Source organism: Marinobacter sp. CH_CUG1437-1, assembly GCF_037029655.1.
Taxonomy (GTDB): domain Bacteria; phylum Pseudomonadota; class Gammaproteobacteria; order Pseudomonadales; family Oleiphilaceae; genus Marinobacter; species Marinobacter salsuginis.
In genome coordinates this window covers 594802-617238 of the sequence record NZ_JAYMEW010000002.1, presented here as the reverse complement: position 1 = coordinate 617238, position 22437 = coordinate 594802, and the positions used below count along the sequence as shown (strand labels likewise).

15 protein-coding genes and 4 tRNA genes are annotated in these 22437 nt (G+C 57.2%); 14 read left to right on the top strand and 5 right to left on the bottom strand.

Annotated elements, in window-relative coordinates:
* Nucleotides 1–49: 49 nt before the first annotated feature.
* Nucleotides 50–2230, top strand: coding sequence for a malate synthase G (locus WA411_RS08175; RefSeq protein WP_153637430.1), 2181 nt, complete (start codon nt 50–52; stop codon nt 2228–2230).
* An 84-nt stretch (nt 2231–2314) separates the two neighbouring features.
* Here the strand turns inward: WA411_RS08175 and folD are convergent, their stop codons facing one another.
* A complete protein-coding gene (gene folD, locus WA411_RS08170) occupies nt 2315–3172 on the bottom strand; it encodes a bifunctional methylenetetrahydrofolate dehydrogenase/methenyltetrahydrofolate cyclohydrolase FolD (protein WP_291907000.1) in 858 nt (285 codons plus the stop codon).
* Nucleotides 3173–3405: 233 nt separating this feature from the next.
* Between folD and WA411_RS08165 the strand changes: the two genes are divergently transcribed.
* The 10 genes from WA411_RS08165 to WA411_RS08120 all read left to right on the top strand — a co-directional run bounded on the left by WA411_RS08165 (nt 3406) and on the right by WA411_RS08120 (nt 12693).
* Nucleotides 3406–3482, top strand: a tRNA-Pro gene (locus tag WA411_RS08165).
* Between the two features lie 32 nt (nt 3483–3514).
* Nucleotides 3515–3591: transfer RNA gene (locus WA411_RS08160), tRNA-Arg, on the top strand.
* Between the two features lie 76 nt (nt 3592–3667).
* A tRNA-His gene (locus WA411_RS08155) sits at nt 3668–3743 on the top strand.
* 79 nt (nt 3744–3822) lie between these two features.
* Nucleotides 3823–3907 (top strand) — tRNA-Leu (locus WA411_RS08150).
* A gap of 222 nt (nt 3908–4129) precedes the next feature.
* Entirely contained in the window at nt 4130–5434 is a 1305-nt protein-coding gene (gene tig / locus WA411_RS08145) for a trigger factor (RefSeq protein WP_209396949.1), read from the top strand.
* A 172-nt stretch (nt 5435–5606) separates the two neighbouring features.
* A complete protein-coding gene (gene clpP, locus WA411_RS08140; protein WP_069183301.1) occupies nt 5607–6242 on the top strand; it encodes an ATP-dependent Clp endopeptidase proteolytic subunit ClpP in 636 nt (211 codons plus the stop codon).
* A gap of 76 nt (nt 6243–6318) precedes the next feature.
* A complete protein-coding gene (gene clpX, locus WA411_RS08135) occupies nt 6319–7602 on the top strand; it encodes an ATP-dependent Clp protease ATP-binding subunit ClpX (protein WP_008174598.1) in 1284 nt (427 codons plus the stop codon).
* Nucleotides 7603–7763: 161 nt separating this feature from the next.
* The gene (gene lon / locus WA411_RS08130) at nt 7764–10181 is read left to right on the top strand and encodes an endopeptidase La (RefSeq protein ID WP_291907007.1); all 2418 of its coding nucleotides are present in this window, start codon (nt 7764–7766) and stop codon (nt 10179–10181) included.
* A gap of 238 nt (nt 10182–10419) precedes the next feature.
* A complete protein-coding gene (locus tag WA411_RS08125) occupies nt 10420–10692 on the top strand; it encodes an HU family DNA-binding protein (RefSeq protein ID WP_008174603.1) in 273 nt (90 codons plus the stop codon).
* A 156-nt stretch (nt 10693–10848) separates the two neighbouring features.
* Nucleotides 10849–12693: a SurA N-terminal domain-containing protein gene (locus tag WA411_RS08120; protein ID WP_291907028.1), complete on the top strand. Its 1845-nt coding sequence runs from the start codon at nt 10849–10851 to the stop codon at nt 12691–12693.
* Nucleotides 12694–12771: 78 nt separating this feature from the next.
* Here the strand turns inward: WA411_RS08120 and WA411_RS08115 are convergent, their stop codons facing one another.
* The 4 genes from WA411_RS08115 to WA411_RS08100 form a co-directional block, all read right to left on the bottom strand.
* Nucleotides 12772–13200 carry a hypothetical protein gene (locus tag WA411_RS08115; protein WP_209396955.1) on the bottom strand — a complete coding sequence of 143 codons (429 nt, stop codon included), beginning with the start codon at nt 13198–13200 and terminating at the stop codon, nt 12772–12774.
* Nucleotides 13201–13272: 72 nt separating this feature from the next.
* Entirely contained in the window at nt 13273–16437 is a 3165-nt protein-coding gene (pulA, locus tag WA411_RS08110; protein ID WP_291907031.1) for a pullulanase-type alpha-1,6-glucosidase, read from the bottom strand.
* Between the two features lie 217 nt (nt 16438–16654).
* A complete protein-coding gene (locus WA411_RS08105) occupies nt 16655–17983 on the bottom strand; it encodes a carbohydrate porin (RefSeq protein ID WP_291907034.1) in 1329 nt (442 codons plus the stop codon).
* Nucleotides 17984–18258: 275 nt separating this feature from the next.
* Nucleotides 18259–19131: a MurR/RpiR family transcriptional regulator gene (locus WA411_RS08100; RefSeq protein ID WP_069183306.1), complete on the bottom strand. Its 873-nt coding sequence runs from the start codon at nt 19129–19131 to the stop codon at nt 18259–18261.
* Between the two features lie 211 nt (nt 19132–19342).
* Here WA411_RS08100 and zwf point away from each other — a divergent pair, with 211 nt between their 5' ends.
* Genes zwf through WA411_RS08085 form a run of 3 tightly spaced genes read left to right on the top strand, consistent with a single transcriptional unit; the run spans nt 19343 to nt 22201 of the window.
* Complete coding sequence (gene zwf, locus WA411_RS08095; RefSeq protein ID WP_136630105.1) at nt 19343–20818, top strand: glucose-6-phosphate dehydrogenase; 1476 nt, start codon at nt 19343–19345, stop codon at nt 20816–20818.
* Entirely contained in the window at nt 20811–21524 is a 714-nt protein-coding gene (gene pgl, locus WA411_RS08090; RefSeq protein ID WP_291907392.1) for a 6-phosphogluconolactonase, read from the top strand. Before zwf ends, pgl begins: the two co-directional genes overlap by 8 nt.
* A gap of 29 nt (nt 21525–21553) precedes the next feature.
* Entirely contained in the window at nt 21554–22201 is a 648-nt protein-coding gene (locus WA411_RS08085) for a bifunctional 4-hydroxy-2-oxoglutarate aldolase/2-dehydro-3-deoxy-phosphogluconate aldolase (RefSeq protein ID WP_136630106.1), read from the top strand.
* The last annotated feature ends 236 nt before the right edge of the window (nt 22202–22437 follow it).

Sequence of the window (22437 nt, the reverse complement as noted above, 5' to 3'; positions counted from 1 at the left end):
TCAAGATGAAGGGGGAGTCGGGAAACGTAACCCACTGAGGCAGACAACGATGACAGAACGCGTACAAATCGGCGGCATTCAGGTCGCAAAGAATCTGTATGATTTCGTGAACAATGAAGCGATCCCGGGCACAGGGGTCGATGCCGATAAATTCTGGGCAGAATTCGACAAGATCGTGAACGAGCTGGCGCCACGCAACCGCGAGCTGCTGGCCAAGCGTGATGCGATCCAGGAAAAAATGGACAGCTGGAACCGTGATCACAAGGGTCAGAAGCTGGACATGGCCGAGTACAAGTCCTTCCTGAAAGACATCGGTTATCTCGTTGACGAGCCTTCCGAATTCAAGATCTCCACCTCCAATGTGGATCCGGAGGTGGCCACCATGGCCGGCCCGCAGCTGGTGGTTCCGATCATGAACGCCCGGTTTGCGCTCAACGCGGCGAACGCGCGCTGGGGTAGCCTGTACGATGCCCTTTACGGTACCGATGCGATCTCCGAAGAAGGCGGCGCCGACAAAGGCCGTGGTTACAACCCGGTTCGCGGGGCCAAAGTTATCGAATGGGCCCGTAACCTGCTCGACAGCTCCGCGCCTCTGGCCTCTGGCAGCCATAAAGATGCTGCCAAGTATCTGGTTGAAGGTGGCAAGCTGGTCGTCAAGCTGCAGAATGGTGAGACCACCGGTCTGAAAGACGAAGCCGGCTTTGTCGGCTACACCGGTGCTGCCGACGCGCCCACCGGCGTGCTGCTGGTCAAGAACGGCATGCACTTCGAAATCCAGATCGACGCCAGCCACCCGATTGGCAAAGACGACGGCGCTAACGTCAAAGACGTTCTGATGGAGTCTGCTCTGACCACCATCATGGACTGCGAAGATTCGGTAGCGGCCGTAGACGCTGACGACAAGGCACTGGCTTACCGCAACTGGCTTGGCCTGATGAAGGGTGACCTGCAGGAAACCTTTGAAAAAGGTGGCGAGCAGCTGACCCGCAAGATGAACGCTGACCGCACCTACACGGCAGCCGACGGCAGTGAGCTGAGCCTGAAAGGTCGAAGCCTGATGTTTATCCGTAACGTCGGCCACCTGATGACCAACCCTGCCATCCTGCTGAAGGACGGCAACGAAGTGCCGGAAGGCCTGATGGACGGTCTGATCACGTCGCTGATCGCCATTCACGACATGAAGGGCAACGGCAAGTTCCAGAACAGCACCAAAGGCTCCATGTACATCGTGAAGCCGAAGATGCACGGACCGGAAGAGGTGGCGTTCACCAACGAATTCTTCGGCCGTGTTGAAGATGCGCTTGGTCTGCCGCGCTTCACCCTGAAGGTCGGCATTATGGACGAGGAGCGTCGTACCACGGTTAACCTGAAAGCCTGTATCCATGCCGCCAAAGAGCGCGCCGTATTCATTAATACCGGCTTCCTGGACCGCACCGGTGACGAGATCCATACCTCCATGGAATTGGGTCCGTTTATCCGCAAGGGCCCGATGAAGCAGGCAACCTGGATCAACGCCTACGAGCAGTGGAACGTGGACATTGGCCTGGAAACCGGTTTCCGTGGTGTTGCCCAGATTGGTAAGGGCATGTGGGCCATGCCTGACCTGATGGCCGGCATGCTGGAAGCAAAAATCGGCCATCCGAAGGCCGGCGCGAACACAGCCTGGGTTCCGTCTCCCACGGCGGCCACGCTGCATGCAACTCACTACCACCAGGTGAACGTGGCTGATGTCCAGAAGCAGCTGGAAAGCCGCACTCGTGCAGCACTGGAGGACATTCTGACAGTGCCTGTAATGGATGATCCGGCCTCCCTGAGTGCTGAAGATATCCAGCAGGAACTGGACAACAATGCCCAGGGTATCCTCGGTTACGTTGTTCGCTGGATCGATCAGGGCGTTGGCTGCTCCAAGGTACCTGACATCAATGATGTGGGCCTGATGGAAGACCGCGCCACGCTGCGTATCGCTTCCCAGTTGCTGGCCAACTGGCTGCATCATGGTATCTGCTCCGAAGAGCAGATCATGGAAACCATGAAGCGCATGGCTGCGGTGGTCGACAAGCAGAACGCCGGTGATTCGGCCTACCGCCCAATGGCCGGGAACTTTGATGATAGTGTCGCCTTCCAGGCAGCGCTGGATCTGGTTCTCAAGGGCCGCGAGCAGCCCAACGGCTACACCGAGCCGCTGCTGCACGCCTACCGTCTGAAGGCGAAAGCCAAGTACGGACAGTAAGCGCTAAGCATAAAAAAAACCCCGCCTCGGCGGGGTTTTTTGTGGCTTGCTGGATTAGGCGGAGCCGTAATCCAACACCTCGGCTCAGTCCTTGTGCAGAACATCCGCGGCATACAGTGTATTCTGCAGCAGGGTGGCAATGGTCATCGGCCCGACGCCACCGGGAACCGGTGTGATGTAGGCGGCGCGCTCTGAAGCCGCTGCGAAATCTACATCGCCATGCAGCTTTCCGTCTTCCATCCGGTTGATGCCCACATCAATCACAGTTGCTCCCGGCTTTACCCAGTCGCCCTTGATCAGGCCGGGCTTGCCGACTGCAGCGACCAGGATGTCGGCTTCCCGGACAAACTTCTCAAGATCTGGTGTGAAGCGGTGACAAACCGTTGTCGTGGCACCTTTCAATAGCAGCTCCATGCTCATGGGGCGACCGACAATATTGGAAGCGCCGACAATCACGGCATGCTGGCCCTTGTAAGGCGTATCAATGCTGTCGAGCAGGGTGATAATGCCAGCCGGTGTGCATGGGCGCAGGGTGGGCTTGCGCTGCATCAGGCGGCCGATGTTATACGGGTGAAAGCCGTCGACGTCTTTGTCCGGGCGGATCTTGACCAGAATCGGGTCTGCATCCAGATGAGCAGGCAATGGAAGCTGTACCAGGATTCCATCTACGGTCGGGTTTTCATTCAGCTCATCAATCAGCGCCTCGAGTGCTTCCTGGGAAGTGTCTTCCGGCAGATCGTATGAGAGGGAGAGAATTCCGGCCTGGTCGCACGCCTTGCGTTTGTTGCTTACGTATACATGGGATGCGGGATCGTTGCCGACCAGTACCACGGCCAGCCCGGGGGCTCTCAGGCCTTGCTGGGTTCGTGCTTCCACCCCTGCCGCGACTTGCTGTCTTACTTCGGCGGCAATCTCTTTTCCGTTGATCAGTTTGGCGGTCATGTCTCGTCTTGTCGGTTGGGCATCGGTAAATTGGAGGTGGGGCATTGTCTCATGCTTCCAGGCGAACTCCAATTGAACGGGCGCCTGACCGGGCGCGGAGGAACTTTCGGCACCGCACTTTGTCACTGAAGAGGCTGTTGTTTCAGGGAATTTGGAAATCCGTGTTGACGGAACCCTCCGGCGCCGGTAATATGCGCGCCAACTTTGCTGAGGCACTTGTTGTTCAGTTCAAACGGGGTATAGCGCAGTCTGGTAGCGCGCCTGCTTTGGGAGCAGGATGTCGGGAGTTCGAATCTCTCTACCCCGACCATTTTCTGAATGTTCAGGTGGGCGAACGGTCAAGCGCCCGTAGCTCAGCTGGATAGAGCATCCGCCTTCTAAGCGGATGGTCGCAGGTTCGAGTCCTGCCGGGCGCGCCATCAAGTCGTCGGCTTGGTCCGCGCCGGAGCGACCGTAACCAGCAAAGTTGAAAAGTAAAAGGCATGTCCCGATGTGGTGGACGTAGCTCAGTTGGTAGAGCTCAGGATTGTGACTCCTGCGGTCGAGGGTTCGAACCCCTTCGTCCACCCCACTTTTCTTTCAGAGTTGATTCCGCGTTTGTTGAATAGGTTGATGGCAGTCTGGCCATCGGGCATTCTTCATTCTGTTGTGCGCGAGTGGCGGAACTGGTAGACGCGCTGGATTTAGGTTCCAGTGGGGCAACCCGTGAGAGTTCGAGTCTCTCCTCGCGCACCACCCCTTTCTTTTTTTTCGTTCGTCCCCATTTATGTCTTCAAGATTCGGCCGGTTCCGTGATTGGGCAGCATCAAACTGCTTTGCAGGGTGATTCTCTCGGCGGTGCAAAGCATGATAAACTACCGGCTTTTAATTTTCGGTCCTTTCTTGGGAATCGCCCCGAAATCGGACTTTTAGGTTTAATTTCATTCACATACCGAACCTGTAATTTGAGGATCTTCCATGCAAGTGTCTGTTGAAACGACCTCCAACATCGAGCGTCGCATGACGATTGGTGTGCCCGCCCAGGAAATCGACCAGGCGGTCCAGAAACGCCTGCAGGAAACCGCGCGTACCGTGCGCCTGAACGGTTTCCGGCCGGGCAAGGTGCCCATGAGCGTCGTCAAGCGTCGTTTCGGTGACAGCGTCCGCCAGGAAATCGTTGGCGAGGTTATGCGCGACAACTACATCAAGGCACTGCAGGAGCAGGATATCAACCCGGCGGGCTGGCCAAAGTTTGAGCCCAAGACGATGGAAGAGGGCAAGGATCTGGAATTCGTTGCCATCTTCGAAGTGCTGCCCGAAATCGAACTGGGCGATCTGAGCAAGATCTCCGTTGAAAAGCTCACTTCCGAGATCACCGACAAAGACGTCGACAACATGATCGACAACCTGCGTCGTCAGCAGGCCACCATGAAAGAAGTCAAGCGCAAGTCCAAGAACAAGGACGTGTTGACCATTGACTTCAAAGGTTTCATCGATGGTGAAGAGTTTGAAGGCGGCGCCGCTGAAGGCCATCGCCTGACTCTGGGCTCCGGCCAGATGATTCCGGGCTTTGAGAAAGCCATCGTTGGTGGAAAGGCCGGCGAAGACATGGAAATCGAGGTGACCTTCCCGGAGGATTACCACAACGAAGAGCTGGCAGGTAAGCCGGCCAAGTTCGAGATCAAGATTCACAAGGTCGAAGAGCCGCAGTTGCCCGAACTCGACACCGAATTCTTCAAGAAGTTCGGTATCGATGCTGAAGACGAAGCGACCTTCCGCGAAGAAGTCAAAAAGAACATGGAGCGTGAGCTGAAGCAGGCGGTTTCCAACAAAGTCAAGAACGACGTTGTTGACGGACTGCTGGAAACCACCGAGCTGGATATTCCGTCTGCTCTGGTTGACCAGGAAATCGATCGCCTCCGCCAGGACGCTGTTCAGCGCTTTGGCGGCCAGGTTGATTTTCAGCAGCTGCCGAAGGAAATTTTCCAGGAGCAGGCGGAGCGTCGCGTGAAGACCGGCCTGCTGTTCCAGGAAGTGGTCAAGAAGAACGACCTGAAAGCCGATCCGGCAAAAGTAGACGAAAAGATCCAGGAAATCGCGTCTACGTATGAACAGCCTGAAGAGGTTGTTGCTCACTTCAACAGCAACCCGGAGCAGAAGAGCCAGATCGAGTCTTCCGTTCTGGAGGATGCGGTTGTTGACCATGTGCTGGAGCAGGCGAAGGTCAAAGAGAAGAAGGTCAAGTACGAAGAGGCCGTTCAGGCCGGTCAGCCCCAGCGCTGATTTTGCCCGGGATCGGATCAAAAGCCGGTCCCGATGGCCGACCCAGAGAACAGCCGGCATGTCCGGCTGTTTTCATCTGGGGCCGCTGCTGGCAAAGTATAGGGTGCAATACTTTTGAAACTGCCGTGGAGCGAGTCCACGACCCATTGTCCATAAGGAGTTCAGGCGCATCATGACGCAGAAACCAATCGATGGTCCCGCAATGGTTACCAATTCAGGACTGGTGCCGATTGTTATCGAGCAGACAGCTCGCGGCGAGCGGTCGTTCGACATTTACTCCCGCTTGCTCAAGGAGCGGGTAATCTTCATGGTGGGCCCGGTAGAGGACCACATGGCGAACCTGATCGTGGCCCAGCTCCTGTTCCTCGAGTCTGAGAATCCGGACAAGGACATTCATCTTTATATCAACAGCCCGGGCGGTTCGGTCACTGCGGGTATGTCCATCTACGACACCATGCAGTTCATCAAGCCGGACGTCGCGACCCTGTGTGTAGGTCAGGCTGCGAGCATGGGGGCATTCCTGCTCGCCGGCGGTGCGGCCGGAAAGCGGGCGTGTTTGCCCAACTCCCGTGTCATGATTCATCAGCCGCTGGGTGGTTACCAGGGGCAGGCAACGGACATTGAGATTCACACCCGGGAAATCCTGAAGATCCGGCATACCCTGAACTCCATCCTGGCCCATCATACCGGGCAGGATCTAGAAACCATCGCCAAGGATACCGACCGTGACAACTTCATGGATCCGGGGCAGGCGAAAGAGTATGGGCTGATTGATTCAATACTTGATAAGCGCGTACCGAATAAATAATACTGGAAGTAATCGCATCATACTTGGCCGGCGTATCAGGCAGTGACGCCGGCAAAACGAGATCAGAGGTATTTCAATGGCAGATGAAAGAAACGGCAGGGGCGACGATAACGGCAAGTTGCTCTACTGCTCGTTTTGTGGAAAGAGCCAGCATGAAGTCCGAAAGCTCATTGCAGGGCCCTCGGTGTTCATCTGCGACGAGTGCGTCGACCTGTGCAACGACATTATCCGGGAAGAGATCCAGGAGAACGCGCAGGAAGAGCCGAGCGATCGCCTTCCCACACCGGCCGAGATCCGCAATACCCTTGATGAGTACGTCATCGGTCAGGACCGGGCCAAGGTGGTTTTGTCCGTTGCGGTCTATAACCACTACAAACGTCTTCGTTACGGCGAGGGCAAGGGTGATGTCGAGCTCGGCAAGAGTAACATCCTGCTGATCGGCCCGACCGGCAGTGGTAAGACTCTGCTTGCAGAGACCCTGGCGCGGATGCTGAATGTTCCCTTTACCATTGCCGACGCAACCACGCTGACCGAAGCTGGTTACGTGGGTGAGGATGTCGAGAACATCATCCAGAAGTTGTTGCAGAAGTGCGATTACGATGTCGACAAGGCCCAGCGCGGTATTGTCTATATCGATGAGATTGACAAGATCTCCCGCAAGTCAGACAACCCGTCTATTACCCGGGATGTCTCCGGCGAGGGTGTTCAGCAGGCACTTCTGAAGCTGATCGAAGGCACGGTTGCGTCGGTCCCGCCGCAGGGTGGTCGCAAACATCCGCAGCAGGAATTCCTGCAGGTTGATACCGGCAACATGCTGTTTATCTGCGGTGGCGCTTTTGCGGGCCTCGACAAGGTGATTCGCGAGCGTACTGAAAAGAACAGTATTGGTTTCTCTGCATCGGTCGCCAGTCAGGATGATGCCAAGAACACGGGCGACGTCATCAAGGACGTGGAAACTGAGGATCTGGTAAAATACGGCCTGATTCCAGAGTTCGTGGGTCGTTTGCCGGTCGTGGCAACCCTCAACGAACTGGACGAGGAAGCGCTTGTTCAGATTCTGACCGAGCCCAAGAACTCCCTGACCAAGCAGTACCAGAAGCTGTTTGATATGGAAGGGGTCGAGCTCGATTTCCGCGAAGACGCGTTGCGGGCCGTTGCCCGTAAGGCCATGGAGCGCAAGACGGGTGCCCGTGGTTTGCGTTCCATTATGGAAGCGACGCTGCTGGATACCATGTACCAGATTCCCTCGGAGCATGACGTCACCAAGGTGGTGATCGACGAAAGCGTAATCAGCGGGGATTCCGAGCCCTTCAAGATCTACGCGAGCAGTGATCACGCCAAGGCTGTGCCTGAAGATTGAGCGTTGTTCAGTGGTTCAAATGAAAAGGGGCGGTGACGCCCCTTTTCGCGTTTTGTATCCCGAGTTTCCTGCCCTGTTTCGTTTGGTAAAAAGATTGCAATTTTTGCGGGCGCCCCAATGAAGGGTGATATGCTGAAAGAAATACCGTCAGAGGATTCCCAATGACCCGTATACCCGAAAATGCCGTGCAAGAGTACCCGCTGCTTCCGCTGCGTGACGTAGTGGTGTTTCCGCACATGGTGGTCCCGCTGTTTGTGGGCCGAGAAAAATCCATTCAGGCTCTGGAAGCCGCAATGGAAGGAAGCAAGGAAATCCTCCTGGTTGCCCAGAAAGACGCTTCCACCGATGAACCCGGCCCGAAGGATGTGTTCGAGATGGGCACCCTGGCCACGGTCCTGCAAATGCTCCGTCTGCCCGATGGCACAGTCAAAGTGCTTGTAGAGGGCAACGCCCGAGCCACCATCAGCGACATCACCGAGGGCGAATTCCTGTCCGGTGGCGCAGTCCTTATGGATGAAGAAGGCTTGCCCGAGCGCGAGCAGGAGGTTCTGGTAAAGACTTTGATGGATGAGTTTGAAAAGTACGTAAAACTCTCCAAGAAGGTACCCTCTGAAGTCTCCAATGCGCTTACCGGTATTGAAGAGTTGGAGCGCCTGGCCGACACCATGGCCGCGCACCTGGAAATGCGTATTCCTGAAAAACAGGAACTCCTGGAAGCTCTGGACATCCGCAAGCGCGTGGACCTTCTGCTGGGCAAACTCGACGGCGAAATCGATCTGATTGAGGTCGAGAAACGCATCCGTGGCCGCGTCAAGAAGCAGATGGAGCGCAGCCAGCGCGAGTACTATCTGAATGAGCAGATGAAGGCTATCCAGAAGGAAATGGGTAACCTGGGCGAAGGCAATAACGACTTTGAAGAACTGGAACAGAAGCTCGAGGAAGCCGGCCTTCCGGAAGAAGCCCGCAAGAAAACCGAAACCGAACTGAACAAGCTCAAGATGATGTCGCCGATGTCTGCGGAGGCAACCGTCGTTCGGGGTTACATCGACTGGATGCTGGCCATTCCCTGGAAGAAGCGAAGCCGTGTCCGTCACGACATCGAAAAAGCCCGGGAGATCCTCGATAAAGATCACTACGGCCTGGATGAGGTCAAGAAGCGTATTCTGGAATACCTGGCGGTTCAGAGTCGTGTGAAGAAGGTCAAAGGCCCGGTGCTTTGCCTGGTGGGACCTCCTGGTGTCGGTAAGACCTCACTCGGGCAGTCCATCGCCCGCGCTACCAATCGGAAATACACCCGCATGGCCCTGGGCGGCGTTCGGGATGAAGCTGAAATCCGTGGTCACCGGAAAACCTACATCGGTGCGCTGCCGGGCAAGCTTCTGCAGAAGTTGTCCAAGGTGGGGGTGAAAAACCCGCTGTTTCTGTTCGATGAAATCGACAAGATGGGCATGGATCACCGTGGTGACCCGGCATCAGCGCTGCTTGAGGTTCTGGATCCGGAGCAGAATCACACGTTCAACGATCACTATCTGGAAGTTGATTACGACCTCTCCGATGTGATGTTCGTGTGCACCTCCAACTCCATGGACATTCCGCCGGCGCTGCTGGATCGGATGGAAATCATCCGTATCCCCGGATACACCGAGGACGAGAAGGTCAACATTGCGCTGCGGTACCTGTTGCCCAAGCAGATCAAGGCAAACGGGCTGCGCAAGGACGAGTTGAAGCTGCCCGAGGATACTCTCCGCGACCTGATCCGCTACTACACCCGTGAAGCCGGCGTGCGCGGCCTGGAGCGTGAGATCGCGAAGATCTGCCGCAAGGTGGTACGCGACCATGTGGAGAGTGGTGAAAAGGCGTCTGTGACCCTGACTCAGGACATGCTCGAGGACTACTCGGGGGTCAAGAAATTCAAGTACGGCCTCGCCGAGGAAAAGAACGAGATTGGTCAGGTGACAGGGTTGGCCTGGACCCAGGTGGGCGGCGAACTGCTGCACATTGAATGTGCGCTCACACCGGGCAAGGGCCGGGTGGTCAAGACCGGTTCTTTGGGCGATGTTATGCAGGAGTCCATCCAGACGGCCTTGACGGTGGTTCGCAGCCGCGCACCCGGTCTCGGAATTGCCGATGATTTCCACGAGAAACACGATCTGCACGTCCATGTGCCGGAAGGTGCCACGCCGAAAGACGGCCCGAGTGCGGGTATCGGCATGTGCACAGCCCTGGTTTCTTCATTGACCAAGATTCCGGTTCGCGCTGACGTGGCAATGACCGGTGAGATTACCCTGCGAGGGCGTGTATTGGCCATCGGCGGCTTGAAGGAAAAGCTTCTTGCAGCACACCGGGGTGGCATCAAGACGGTGATTATCCCTGATGAAAATGTTCGGGATCTCAAAGAGATACCGGAGAACATCAAGGAGTCACTGGAGATACGGCCGGTGAAGTGGATAGACGAAGTGCTCGACATTGCGCTGGCGTATCCGCCCGAGCCAAGGGTTGAGGATTCCTCCCCGGAAACCGGGTCCGGCAAGCCGCGTGATGATGAAGGCGACGCGTCAGAACGCATAAATACACATTAAAGCCTTGATGAGTTGTTGACATGCCAGAGAGCCCATTGGTATAACTGTTTCGCCGTGAAGCAGCCAATACCAAGGGCTCCCGCGCAGTTAGTGCCTATTCCGAATGCCGGTATAAAGCCGAAAGGAATAAGAAAACTGAAGAATGGAATTCTCTGACCGCTTATGCGATAGTCGAGAACGTCCGAGAAAAAACAAACCAACCTATAACATCTTCAACCTGAAATCGAAGGGGTTTAGTGTGAACAAGTCCGAACTTATCGATGCAATTGCAGAGTCCGCAGATATCTCCAAAGCCGCCGCTGGCCGTGCTCTGGATGCAATGACCAACTCCATCACCGGTGCCCTGAAAAAAGGCGATCAGGTAACTCTGATCGGTTTTGGTACCTTCTCCGTTAAAGAGCGTGCTGCTCGTACCGGTCGTAACCCGCAGACTGGTGCCGAGATCAAGATTCCGGCCTCCAAAGTGCCTGGGTTCAAAGCAGGCAAGGCCCTGAAAGACGCCGTTAAGTAACGGTTCTTTCTCCGGTGGCTCCTGTCACAGGGGGCCACCCAAGAAGAATTCAAGGCGCATTCCACTCAGGGTGCGCCTTTTTACGTTAGGTCCGCCTGTAACAGCGCGCTGAAACGAATTACACTGCACGACCTTGAACAGGGATCCGGGAGAAACATGCTTCAAGATATTCGGGAAAATGCCCAGGGCACGATTGCCAAGATCATCATTGGTCTTCTGATTGTGTCGCTATCCATCTGGGGAATGGACGCCATTGTTGGCGGCTTCTCTGGCGAGCCAGAGGTGGCAACGGTCAACGGCGAGGATATTACCGAGCGGGAGTTTCTCCGCGTGGTGCAGATGGAGAGTCAGCGCCGGCTATCCAGAATGGAAACCCCCGATCCTTCCATGCTCAATGAAGACCAGATCCGCACGGATGTACTGGATTCCCTGATCCAGGAGCAGGTCCTGATCCAGGACGCCAACGCACAGGGTCTGGAACTCAATGATGCGGATATCGATGCCTTGATCACCCAGATGCCGCAGTTCCAGGTGGATGGACAGTTCAACCGTGACCGTTTCGTTTCCACGGTGCGCAACATGGGTATGGGTGTCGGTGAGTTCCGGGAAGCCATGCGCAAGCAGTACGTGGTTAACCAGATCCGTGCCGGCATCGTCCAGAGTGGTCTGGTTGCCGATGAAAACGCCGAGCAACTGCTCCAGATCCAGAATCAGACCCGGAGCTTCCGGGTACTGGATATTCCCGCCAGTTCCGTGGCGGATAGCATCTCGGTTACGGACGCCGACATCGAAACCTTCTATGAAGAGAATTCAGGGGCGTTCCAGAAGCCGGAGCGGGTCGATGCCGCTTATATTACCTTGTCCCAGGGTGCCCTCGCTGAGAGCATCGAAATTGACGATGCGGAGCTTCAGGCCTATTACGAGCGGCGGTCGGCTGATCTGGCGAGCGAGGAGCGTCGTGCGTCGCACATCCTGATCGAAGACGGCAGTGAAGCAGACGAAACCATGGCGACGATCCAGGAGCGCCTGGCGGCCGGTGAATCCTTTGCCGATCTGGCCCGGGAGTATTCGATTGACACCGTCTCTGCGGAGGACGGCGGCGATCTGGGTTACGCTGGCCGCGGTATTTACGCCGAGGCCTTTGAGGAGGCGTTGTTTGCCCTTGAGGAAGGGGAGATTTCCGAGCCGGTTCGTACGTCCTTCGGTGTCCATCTGATCCGTCTGGAAGATGTTAGAGAGTCCGAGGTGCCGTCTCTGGCTGAAATGGAAGAGCAACTCCGTCGTGAACTGGCTCGCGAACAGGCCAGGGAGCGTTTTGCGGAAGTCCGTGCCGAACTTGCCGACTCTGCCTATGCAGCCGATGACCTGGCCGGCCCTGCGGAAGAACTGGGCCTGGAAGTGCGAGAGGCCACGGGCGTCACCCGTGACGGTGGCCAGGCTCCATTTGATCATGCCGGCCTGGTTCGACAGCTGTTCTCCGAGGATGTCCTGGAGGCCGGCTACAATACCGAGCTGATTGATGTGGGTGACAACGTCTCCGTTGTCGCGCGGGTTCGTGAGTACCACGAGGCCGAGCAGTTGCCGCTTGACGAGGTTCGTGATCAGATCCGTGCCACGCTTGAGCAACGCAAGACCCGTGAAGCGCTCTCCGAAAGGGCCGATACGGTTATCGCTGAGCTTGAAGCTGGCAATACCCCCGAGGGTATTGGAGAGTGGGCGAGCTATGAGGGTCTTGCCAGGAACGCCTCGGATGTTGGGCCTGCCATCATGCAACAGGTTTTCTCTCTGCCCCGTCCTGCCGACGATGCCCGTTACGGCAAGGCTGTGACGCCGCATTCAGCCGCAGTGATCGCTTTGGACGAGGTTACCGACGGTCAGGTGGCCGAAGAAAGCACCGAGCTGAACCAGCTCCGTGAGTTCCTGGCGTCGCTTGAAGGCCAGCGTGAATACGCCGCTTACCAGCAGTTCCTGAGGAATCGGGCAGAGGTCGAGAGACCCTGATGTCCGCTCCATGAAAGAGGGCGCCTAATGGCGCCCAGAGAAAGCGAAAAGCCCGGTGCCTATGCCCGGGCTTTTCTGTTATTCGGCCTTCTTGATGTAGACCTGAGGCACCTCACCGGAGGTGTCAAAGAAAAAACCGTAGACCGCCGACTCCGGCGGGGTAAAGCGGAAGTTCTCGAACACGGCGGAACAGTTCGCGTTTACCGGCGTGTCGAGCTCCACCACCTTGTCGTCGGCCTCCGAGAGATAGCCGCAGTTTGTGCCGCTGCTCCAGTTGGCATCGCCAAACTTGAACTCGTAAGGCTGGCCATCCGCTTTCAGTTCCACTTCAGTCCGGTACAGTCCGCTGTCGACCTTCTTTACCTTGTATTCGGGGAGTGCATCCCACCAGGCAAACTGGCCTCTGAGATAAAGGGATTCGCTGTAATCCCGCTCACCTCCGGTGGTTGCACAACCAGTGACGGCCAGGACGGAAGCGAGCGCGAGAGTATGGAGTTTCATGTTCATGGGTATTCTCCTTCTTTTTGTAGAAGCCACCGGGCCAACCGGTGGCCATATCGTTGTCTGAGCAGCCGCTGTTTAGCGGGCAAAGACGCCAACGGAAAGCGCCGGAACGGAGAAATCGCCGCCCGATGCGCTCGCAGTCTCTGTTGGTGATGTGTCCGCCATAACAGCAAAGGTTCCGCTCAGCCCCGTGCTCAGGGTCTGGGTGCTATTACTGGCGTTGATAACGACGACAATCTCATCGTTGGCGGCATCGAGGTCGGGCAGGCCGTTACTAGTGTCATCCAGCAGGCTGTAACCGATCACTCCCGGAATCTGGCCTGTGCCGGTATTCAGAAACCGCAACCGGTTCTGGATGGCCTCGGCCGTTTGTAGGCGGAACAGCGGGCAGTCCCTGCGGACGGTCAGAAGCTCGCGGACCTGTTGGTTGGTGTAGGCAATCGCTTCAGGTGTAGGCGCCGCACCCGCGCCTGCTGACTGAATCACTTCGGTGATCAGATCCCAGTTTGAGCCGTCCTTGTCCTGACGAGGCAGACCCCGGTTCCAGGCAGAGCTCTGGTAACTGAAGTCCACTTCGTTGTACCAGTCGCCGGAGTCGTAGCTGTCCCGTTCCATGGATTTTGAGCGCAGCAACTCCGAACCCATGTGCAGGAAGGGGATGCCCTGGCTGAGGATGGGCACGGCCAGGCTGACCACCTGCATTTGTGCCCGCTCCATGGTCGTCGCTGCGTAATCCGCCTTATACTGGTTGTTGTCCCACAGGGTCTGGTTGTCGTGCTTGGAGACGTAGTTGATGATTTCCTGGGGATCGTCGGTGTAGCCGGCATTCTGCCCGTTGTAGTCGATCTGGCCGCCGCTCAGGATTTCTCCGTTGCCAGTTTCAAAGCTGAAATCCTTCAGGCTGCCGGCGATACCGATGCGCACCCAGTCACTGACCTGGAGCAGGCGGTTTTTCTCGTCGTCGCTGCCAGTGTTGCGGTCGTTTGGAAAAGTGAAGAGGCCGTTGCCGAAGCCTTGGTTAGCGCGGATGGCATCGCCGCCGTCAAACGGGCCACCACCACGGACGGCATCCCGAAGCCGGTCGTTGAAAGACCCGATGCCGGTGCCTGCCATATTCGCCTGGATGGCATTTTGCCCGCGGGCATTGTTGGCCACTTCGCCGAAGTTCCAGGCCTCTCCGTAAAAGAAAGTGTCAGGATCGACCGCCTTTACCGCTGCGAGGGCTTTTTCCATATTACTGAGCATATGGTGGCCCATGAGGTCGAAGCGGAAACCGGAGATCTTGTAATGGTCGGCCCAGGTTACCAGTGAGTCCACCATGAGCTTTTCCATCATGGCGTGCTCGCTGGCGGTATTCTCACAGCAGGTGGATTGTTCGACCGCTCCGGTTTCCGGATTCTGGCGGTGGTAATAACCGGGAACCAGCTTGTCCAGGACAGAATTTTCGGCAAGCCCGGATGAGTTGGTGTGGTTGTACACCACGTCCATGACCACGTTCAGGCCAAGCGCAGTAGCTGCCTGCACCATTTCCCTAAACTCCAGAATGCGCTGGGTGCCGTCTGCATCGGAGGCATAACTGCCCTCCGGAACGGTGAAATGTACCGGGTCGTATCCCCAGTTGAAGCTGTCCAGATCGCGGAAGGTGTTGTAGAGGGCCTGGGCGTCCCCAGTCAGCGGATCGAATGCACTCAGCACCTGACGAATCGTTTTGCCACTGGCGCAGTATGCCTGATAGGCGCTGGCAGCCTCGTCGGACAGATCGCACAGGCGGCTGAAATCATCGTTGATGTCGACAACCCCGGTGGGATCTTCGTTGACGGTGGCAATGTCGAAAGCTGGGAGCAGATGCAGATGGGTGACGCCGGCATCGGCCAGGGATTTCAGGTGCGCGACACTGTCGACGCTGCCGTCTGCTGGCGCGGTGAATGCACGGTATTTGCCTCTCAGTGCCGGATCGAGGGTTTCGTCGGTGGCACTGAAATCACGAATGTGGGTTTCATAGACAACCACGTCCTCCGGAGCCAGCATGGCCGGTGTTGACAGCGAGTCCCAGCCTGCCGGCTTGTGGTTGCTTGCCAGATCCACAATCTGGGCATACTGGCCGTTAGTTGAGAGGCTGAGTGCATAGGGGTCTGAAACCATCGTGGTCTCGATGGCGCCCGTTCTGGGATGGTAGACAGTCACTTCGTACTGGTAGAACTGCTGATCCAGTTCCGCAAAATTTCCGCTGTGCGTCCAGACGCCATCGGTCTCAGTCATGCTGACGGGATAGCCCGGAAGCAGCGTGCCTGAATCGTCGAAAACGTGCAGACGCAATGACTGTGCGGTGGGTGCCCAGACGGCGAAGTCCACGTCAGCGCCGTCTATCACGGCACCCAGGTCTCCGTTATAGGCAAACAGATCGTCCAGCACCCCCGGGATCTGGACGCCGGTGGCCATAACCAGATCGTCGCTGCTGTTAAAGCCGGCGGCGACCAGTTGGCCTTTCAGGGCGGTTTGGATATCAGAGTTGCCTGCCTGAACCTCAAAGGCTGGCCAGCCACTCAGGTGCGGAAATTTCTCCGCAAGCGCAGGGGCAAGAGACGTTGCAGAGAGCGCCAAGGGCTGTCCGCCGTCAAGCGTTTCGTTTTCGGTAACGGTGATTTGCGCATTCTGGTCATGCAGCAGTTCAACCCGGGCCAGGCTGCCTGCGTCCTTGATTACTACCGTGGTTTCATCGAGCCAGTGAGCCTTGGCTCCGGCGATGGTGACAGCCTCTGCCTCAATCGGAGTCTGCGACAATTCCTGGCTGCCGCTCAGCGTAAAGATGCGATCGCCAAGGGCGCCAAAGTGCCAACGGTGGTCAAGGCCGCCGAGGTCTTTTTCGTCGCCCTTGTGCATGATGAAGTTCATGCACTCTCCGGCTTCGCGTATCGGGATCAGGTACCAGGCACCGTAGGTGTCGCTGATACCATCGGGCAACCGGGGGCTGCTCCATTCTGTTGGAACTCCCTCGGCAAGGCCGTCGCAGCCGTCCGCCGGGTTGTTCCAGAGGTGCAGGCCCCAGCCGCTGTAGTTTTCGTCAGGTCGTTTGTAATAGAGCAGCGCTTCGTTTTCGCCCGGCTCGAGGAGTGCATCGGTCTGGCCGCCACCACCGGTGCCGTCGTCCGGCGCAGGGTTGTCGCTTCCGGAATTGCAGCCGGCCAGCACCAGCGAAAACGCCAGTGCAAGGCTGCCTGCAACCAGTTTTTGCTCAGGCATGGGAAATCCCCTTTTCCATTGTTTTTGTTTGGCTTTGAACCCTTTTGGGTCAGATTCATAGTTGCGTGATAAGGCCGGAAGGACATCCTTCGGCGGGCAATTTTTCGGGGCGTAGATGGAATAGTGCTGGGGTAGTAGAAAGGGTTCAGCAGGCAAAAAAAGGGGCCGGCAAAAGCCGGCCCAGAGGAGGTCCAACGAGAGTGTGGGTTTTAGAGCCTTACCACCAGGCTTCGATCTGGGCGCCGATCTGGATATCTCCATCGACACCTTCACCACCGCGGGCTCCTTCGGCTTCGTCACCAAAGAAGGTTGCGGCGTAGGCACGGATGACCGGGCGCGCCCAGTATCCGGGGCCAGCTTGCCACTGCTGGGCGATTGCGAATTTACCGAGATCCTGGGATTCGGTGAACCAGGGGCGGTCGGTATCGCTGTAGCCCACTTCGATTGCGGTGCTCATGACCGGCGACCAGTTGTAGATCGGGCGGGCAACGATGCTCAGACGCTCGCCGTCTTTGGCGGACGGGTCATGAGATTCAGCCTGCTCGTAGACAACTGAGTGGCCGAGGTCCCAGCCTTTGCCAAGCTTGATCACACCGTGGTTGAGTACGCGCCAGCTGGATTCGAAGTAGCCGGCCACGTTGCCGTTGTCTACCCGGCCGCCACTGGCATTCTCTGCCAGCGCAAAGCCCATGGAATCGGCGCCGTACTGAACCGCGAACTTGTTGAAACCGCCCATCACGCCGGAAGAGAACTCGGCAGTGAAGAAATAGCCGTTCTCATCATTTATTCCGGCGTCCTCCTGGGCGTCGGTCAGGTCGGCCATGGCGTAGATGCCGATCAGCTCCAGATTGTTGCCGCCTGCGAGAGGGAAGGAATAGCGCACGTCGACCTTGTTGTTCTGGACAAAGTTGTCACCGTCGCTGGTATCGGAGTTGGTATAGGCCAGCGAGAGTTGGCCGGGGCCCGCGGTGATGTTTTCGACACCGGCACCGTAGCCGGCGTTACTGACATAGAACAGGTCCAGCTGGTGGATATCCTTCCGCTTGTAGAATCGCTTACCGGCCCACAGGGTGGCCCCGGGCAGTGATTCGATCACGTTATTGGCGGATACATAGAGCTGGCGAAGTGCAATATCACCACCGCCGTAGGGGTCGGAACTGTTCGACGTGGTTTCCTGGTTACCAAAATCCACGTTGTTGATGTTGTTGAAGCCGTTCAGGGCCTGGTAGTCGTTGCCCTGGCGGTTGGCACTGTAGGCCAGCATGGAATCAAAACGGAAGGTTTTGCCGTCCTGGCTGAAGAGTTCATCACCCAGTGACAGTTCAGAATAGGTGTCGCACTCATCGGCCAGACGTCCAACGTAGTGGCCGGTGGAACCGCTGCCGAAACAGGTTTGCTCGCCACCGCTGCCAATATTGGTGGACACGCCGGCCCGGGCATAGCCATGGAAATCGACAGCAACGGCTGGCGTTGCCAGGACTGCGGCGGTGATTGCGGCAGCCAGGGGAAGCTTGTTTGCGGTAAAGCGCATTTTGTTTTGCATCATCTGTGTCCTGTGCTTTTTATCTTTTTTAAATGTCAGGGAAGCGGAATCTCCGGATGCCGAGATTGGATTGGCAATGGCCGGATCAGGCTTCCGGTTCCCGCGATTGCAGCTTCTGCCAATCAGACATTGGGAAACCGGATTTCATAGTGTTGTAACCTAGGAGGTAGTACATCATCCGCCCCGAAGAATTTGGGGGGGGAGTTTTCAGGGGGAGGAGGGGCGTAGGAGGAGGAGCCCCTCTGTTGTTCGCTTTGCTATCTTTCTTTTGGTTGTATTCAGCTCGGCGGAAAGCGTGTTGGTTTGAGGCTTTCCTTGATCTTCTTGAGGTGCCCGAGGAAATCCGCGCCGCGTTTGAGGGTTACACCGGTTGCCAGGATGTCGATAACGCTGAGGTGAATGATGCGTGAAGACATTGGCATGTAGACCTCGGTGTCCTCCGGAGCGGTCACGCCCAGTACCACCGTGCAGCTTTCCGCCAGGGGTGAGTCGGGGTTAGTGATGCCAATCACAGTGGCGCCGTTTGCCCGCGCCAGTTGCGCGATATCGACAGTTTCCCGGGTGCGGCCCGTATAGGAAATAAGGACGATTACGTCACCGACGTTGGCGCCGGCCGCAACCATACGTTGCATCAAGGCGTCGTCGTAAGACATCACCGGGATATTGAAGCGGAAAAACTTGTGCTGAGCGTCCATGGCCACAGCCGCAGATCCGCCCATGCCAAAGAAATTGATCTGCTTGGCCTGGATCAGGTAATCGATCGCGGTGGCCAGGGCTTTCGGGTCGAGCGCCTGCCGGGCTTTGTCCAGGCTGGCAATGGTACTGAGCATGATCTTGTCGGCGAATTCGGCAACGGTGTCATCCGGCTCCACATTCTGGCCGATGTAAGGGGTGCCGGTGGCAATGCTCTGGGCGAGGCGGATTTTGAAATCCGGGAAGCCCGTGGCAGAGAAACCCCGGCAGAAGCGGTTGACCGTTGGCTCGCTTACATCGGCGGCTCTGGCCAGTGCAGCTATGCTGTAACGGGTGGCCGCGCTGGGGTCGCGGAGAATGGCCTCGGCCACTTTGCGCTCGGATTTGTTAAGGCTGTCCAGCCTGGACTGGATGTCCTCAAGCAGATTGTCGTCACGGTGCGCCTGGTTCGCGGCCATCAATGGTACTCCCTGAATCATGGGCGGTCGGTGTCTTGAAAACGCGGTGATTATACCGCTTTTTTACCGGTTTTGGGGTAGTAAAAGTATCACGAAAAGCAGTTTTTTCTTGGAATATTGATTTTTGAATGTCATTATTTGTTTAAAATTACTACATTGAGTCCGGTCGTCGATTTTTTGCGACGGACTGCCCACCAGAGAGAAGGAACCAATGGTCAACAAGATCAATACCCGTTGTGACCTCATGCTATTCGGAGCGTTGGGGGACCTCGCCCAGCGAAAACTGTTTCCGGCGCTGTACCAGCTGGAGCGAGCCAACCTCCTGGCCGACGGTAGCCGGGTGCTGGCCATTGCCCGCACAGAGGCGGATACCGAGACCGTGCGCCAGCAGTTGTTTGACAAGCTGAAGCAGCATGTAAAGCCGGAGGAGTTCGACGGTGAACTGGCCAAGTCTTTTCTGAAACGGGTTGATTACCAGATTCTGGATTTTAACGAACCGGAGGCCTTTGGTGTGCTCAACGATTGGCGGGATGACGCCAACAATGAGCTCATCGTATACATGGCCACCCCGCCGTCCATGTATGGTGTTATAGCCCGAAACTTGCGCTCCGCCAGTTGCTGTACCGAGAAGACCAGGGTGGTGGTAGAGAAGCCGATCGGCCACGACCTGGAGTCCTCAAAGGTGATCAACGATGAGCTGGGCGAGGTCTATAACGAGAATCAGCTGTTCCGGATTGATCATTACCTGGGCAAGGAAACCGTCCAAAACCTGATCGCCCTGCGATTTGCCAACAATCTGTTTGCCTCGCAATGGGACCAGAATCATATATCCCATGTGGAAATCACGGTAGCCGAGAGCGTGGGCATCGAGGGTCGGTGGGGCTATTTTGACAAAGCCGGCCAGATACGGGACATGATCCAGAATCACCTGTTGCAGCTGCTGTGTCTGATTGCCATGGATCCGCCTTCCGATCTGTCCGCGGACAGTATCCGGGATGAAAAGGTAAAAGTGCTCAAGGCGTTGAAGCAGATAACGCCGAACATGATGGACAGCTATGTGGTGCGCGGGCAATACACCGCCGGCACCAGCAACGGCAAACCGGTGCCCGGCTATCTGGAAGAGGAAGGTGCGAACAAGGGCAGTGCTACTGAAACCTTTGTGGCCCTGAAAGCTGAAATCGATAACTGGCGCTGGTCCGGCGTGCCTTTTTATATTCGCACGGGCAAGCGCCTGCCGGAGAAGCTGTCTCAGATAATCATCCACTTCAAACCGGCCCCGCACTACATCTTTGATCCCGACCAGAAACACCTGGCCAACAACAAGCTGATCATCCGACTGCAGCCCGATGAGGGCATGGCCCTGAAGATCCTCACCAAAGACCAGGGTCTGGACAAAGGCATGCGCCTGCGCCAGGGCCCGCTGGAGCTGACATTCTCGGAGACCTTTGCCACCGACCGGATACCCGACGCCTACGAGCGTCTGCTGTGGGAGGTGATGAAAGGCAACCAGTACCTGTTTGTCCGCCGTGACGAGGTGGAGTTCGCCTGGCGCTGGGTAGACCAGGTTATCCAGAACTGGAAAGACAGCGGCGAACCGCCCAAGCGTTATGCCGCTGGAACCTGGGGGCCGGTTGCCTCCATCGCCATGATCACCCGGGATGGGAGGAGCTGGTATGAAGATGTCTGATCTGCGCTTGCCCCAGGGTGTTCGCGACTGTTCAGGTGAAACGCCTGAGGCTGTGGCCCTGAATCTTGCGGATGCGGTTGCAGAGTTTCTGGCTGCCCGCCTGAGAGAGGCGCCCAGGGCGAGCCTGGTGGTATCCGGCGGCTCCACGCCGCTGCCATTTTTCAAGGCGCTTTCCAGCAAGAATCTGGAATGGGGCAGGGTAGACGTCCTGCTGGCGGATGAGCGTTGGGTGGACGAAAGCGATGACGCCAGTAACACCCGTCTTGTTCGGGAGAATCTGCTGCAGAACCAGGCGGCGTCGGCCCGATTCCTGTCGCTCAAACAGCCCGGTGCCACACCTGCCGAAGGCCTGGAACGGGTCAAGGCCGAGCTGGCGGATCTGGCCCTGCCCATCGACGTACTGATTCTCGGCATGGGCAACGACGGCCACACGGCGTCGCTGTTCCCGGATGCACCGGAGCTGAAGAGTGCCATGGATCCCGAGTGTCAGGACATCGTTGCCGCTGCTACGCCCGCGTCGCAACCCCAAAAGCGCATCACACTGACCTGGCCGCCCCTGAGAGATGCCCGCTTCAAGGCACTGCATCTGAAGGGTGAAGACAAGCTGCGAACATTGGAGCATGCCCTGTCCGAACCGGACAAGGGTCTCGAAATGCCCATCAGAGCTTTCCTCAAGCCTGGCCTCCAGTTGTTCTGGAGCCCCTGAAACGCCCGACCTTTGTTATGGAGAAAACCATGAATCAACTTTCCGACTACCATCGCGAGCGCGTCAGGGCAGTACTGCAATCCTCACCCCTGGTGCCAGTTATCGCTATCCAAGAGCTCGAAGACGCCGTGCCGCTTTGTCAGGCACTGGTTGATGGCGGCATCAACGTCCTGGAAATCACCCTGCGCACCGAACACGGCCTCAAAGCCATCGAAGAAGTCCGCAAAGCCATCCCGGACGCCTGGGTGGGCGCAGGTACCGTGACCAGCATTGCGCAGTATCGGCAGGTGGAAGCCGCTGGCGCCCAGTTCGTGATCACCCCGGGCGTGACCGAAGCCATCCTGGAATTCGGCGTGACCTCTGAAGCGCCTTTGTTGCCCGGCATCGCTACCATCTCCGAGATGATGGTGGGCTATAACCTCGGCTACCGCGAATTCAAATTCTTCCCTGCCGAAGTCGCCGGCGGCATCCCGGCCCTAAAAGCCTTCAGCGGCCCCTTCCCGGATGTCACCTTCTGCCCAACCGGCGGCATCCGCCGAAACACCGCAGCCGACTACCTGTCCCTCGGTAACGTCCAGGCCGTTGGTGGCACCTGGTTGACCCCTGCGGATGTGGTGGCGGCCAGAGACTGGGCGCAGATCACCGAGATTGCGCGTGGGAGTCTTGCTGATCTCTGATTTCCGACTTGGTTTTCCAGACTGGAAGTTTTGGAGTGGACGCACTTTGGGGCAGGGCTTCCGGGAAACGCTACGAGCACCCCTTCGGGGTCCAGCCAGCAATCACAGATTGCTGTCGTTCGTCTGTCGCATGAAGCTTCGCTTCATAAACGCTCCGCCTCACCCATGTGCGCTTGGCGCTGGCCGTCCCTGGCCAGCGACATTCCCGGAAGCCCTGCCCCAAAGCGCTTGGCATA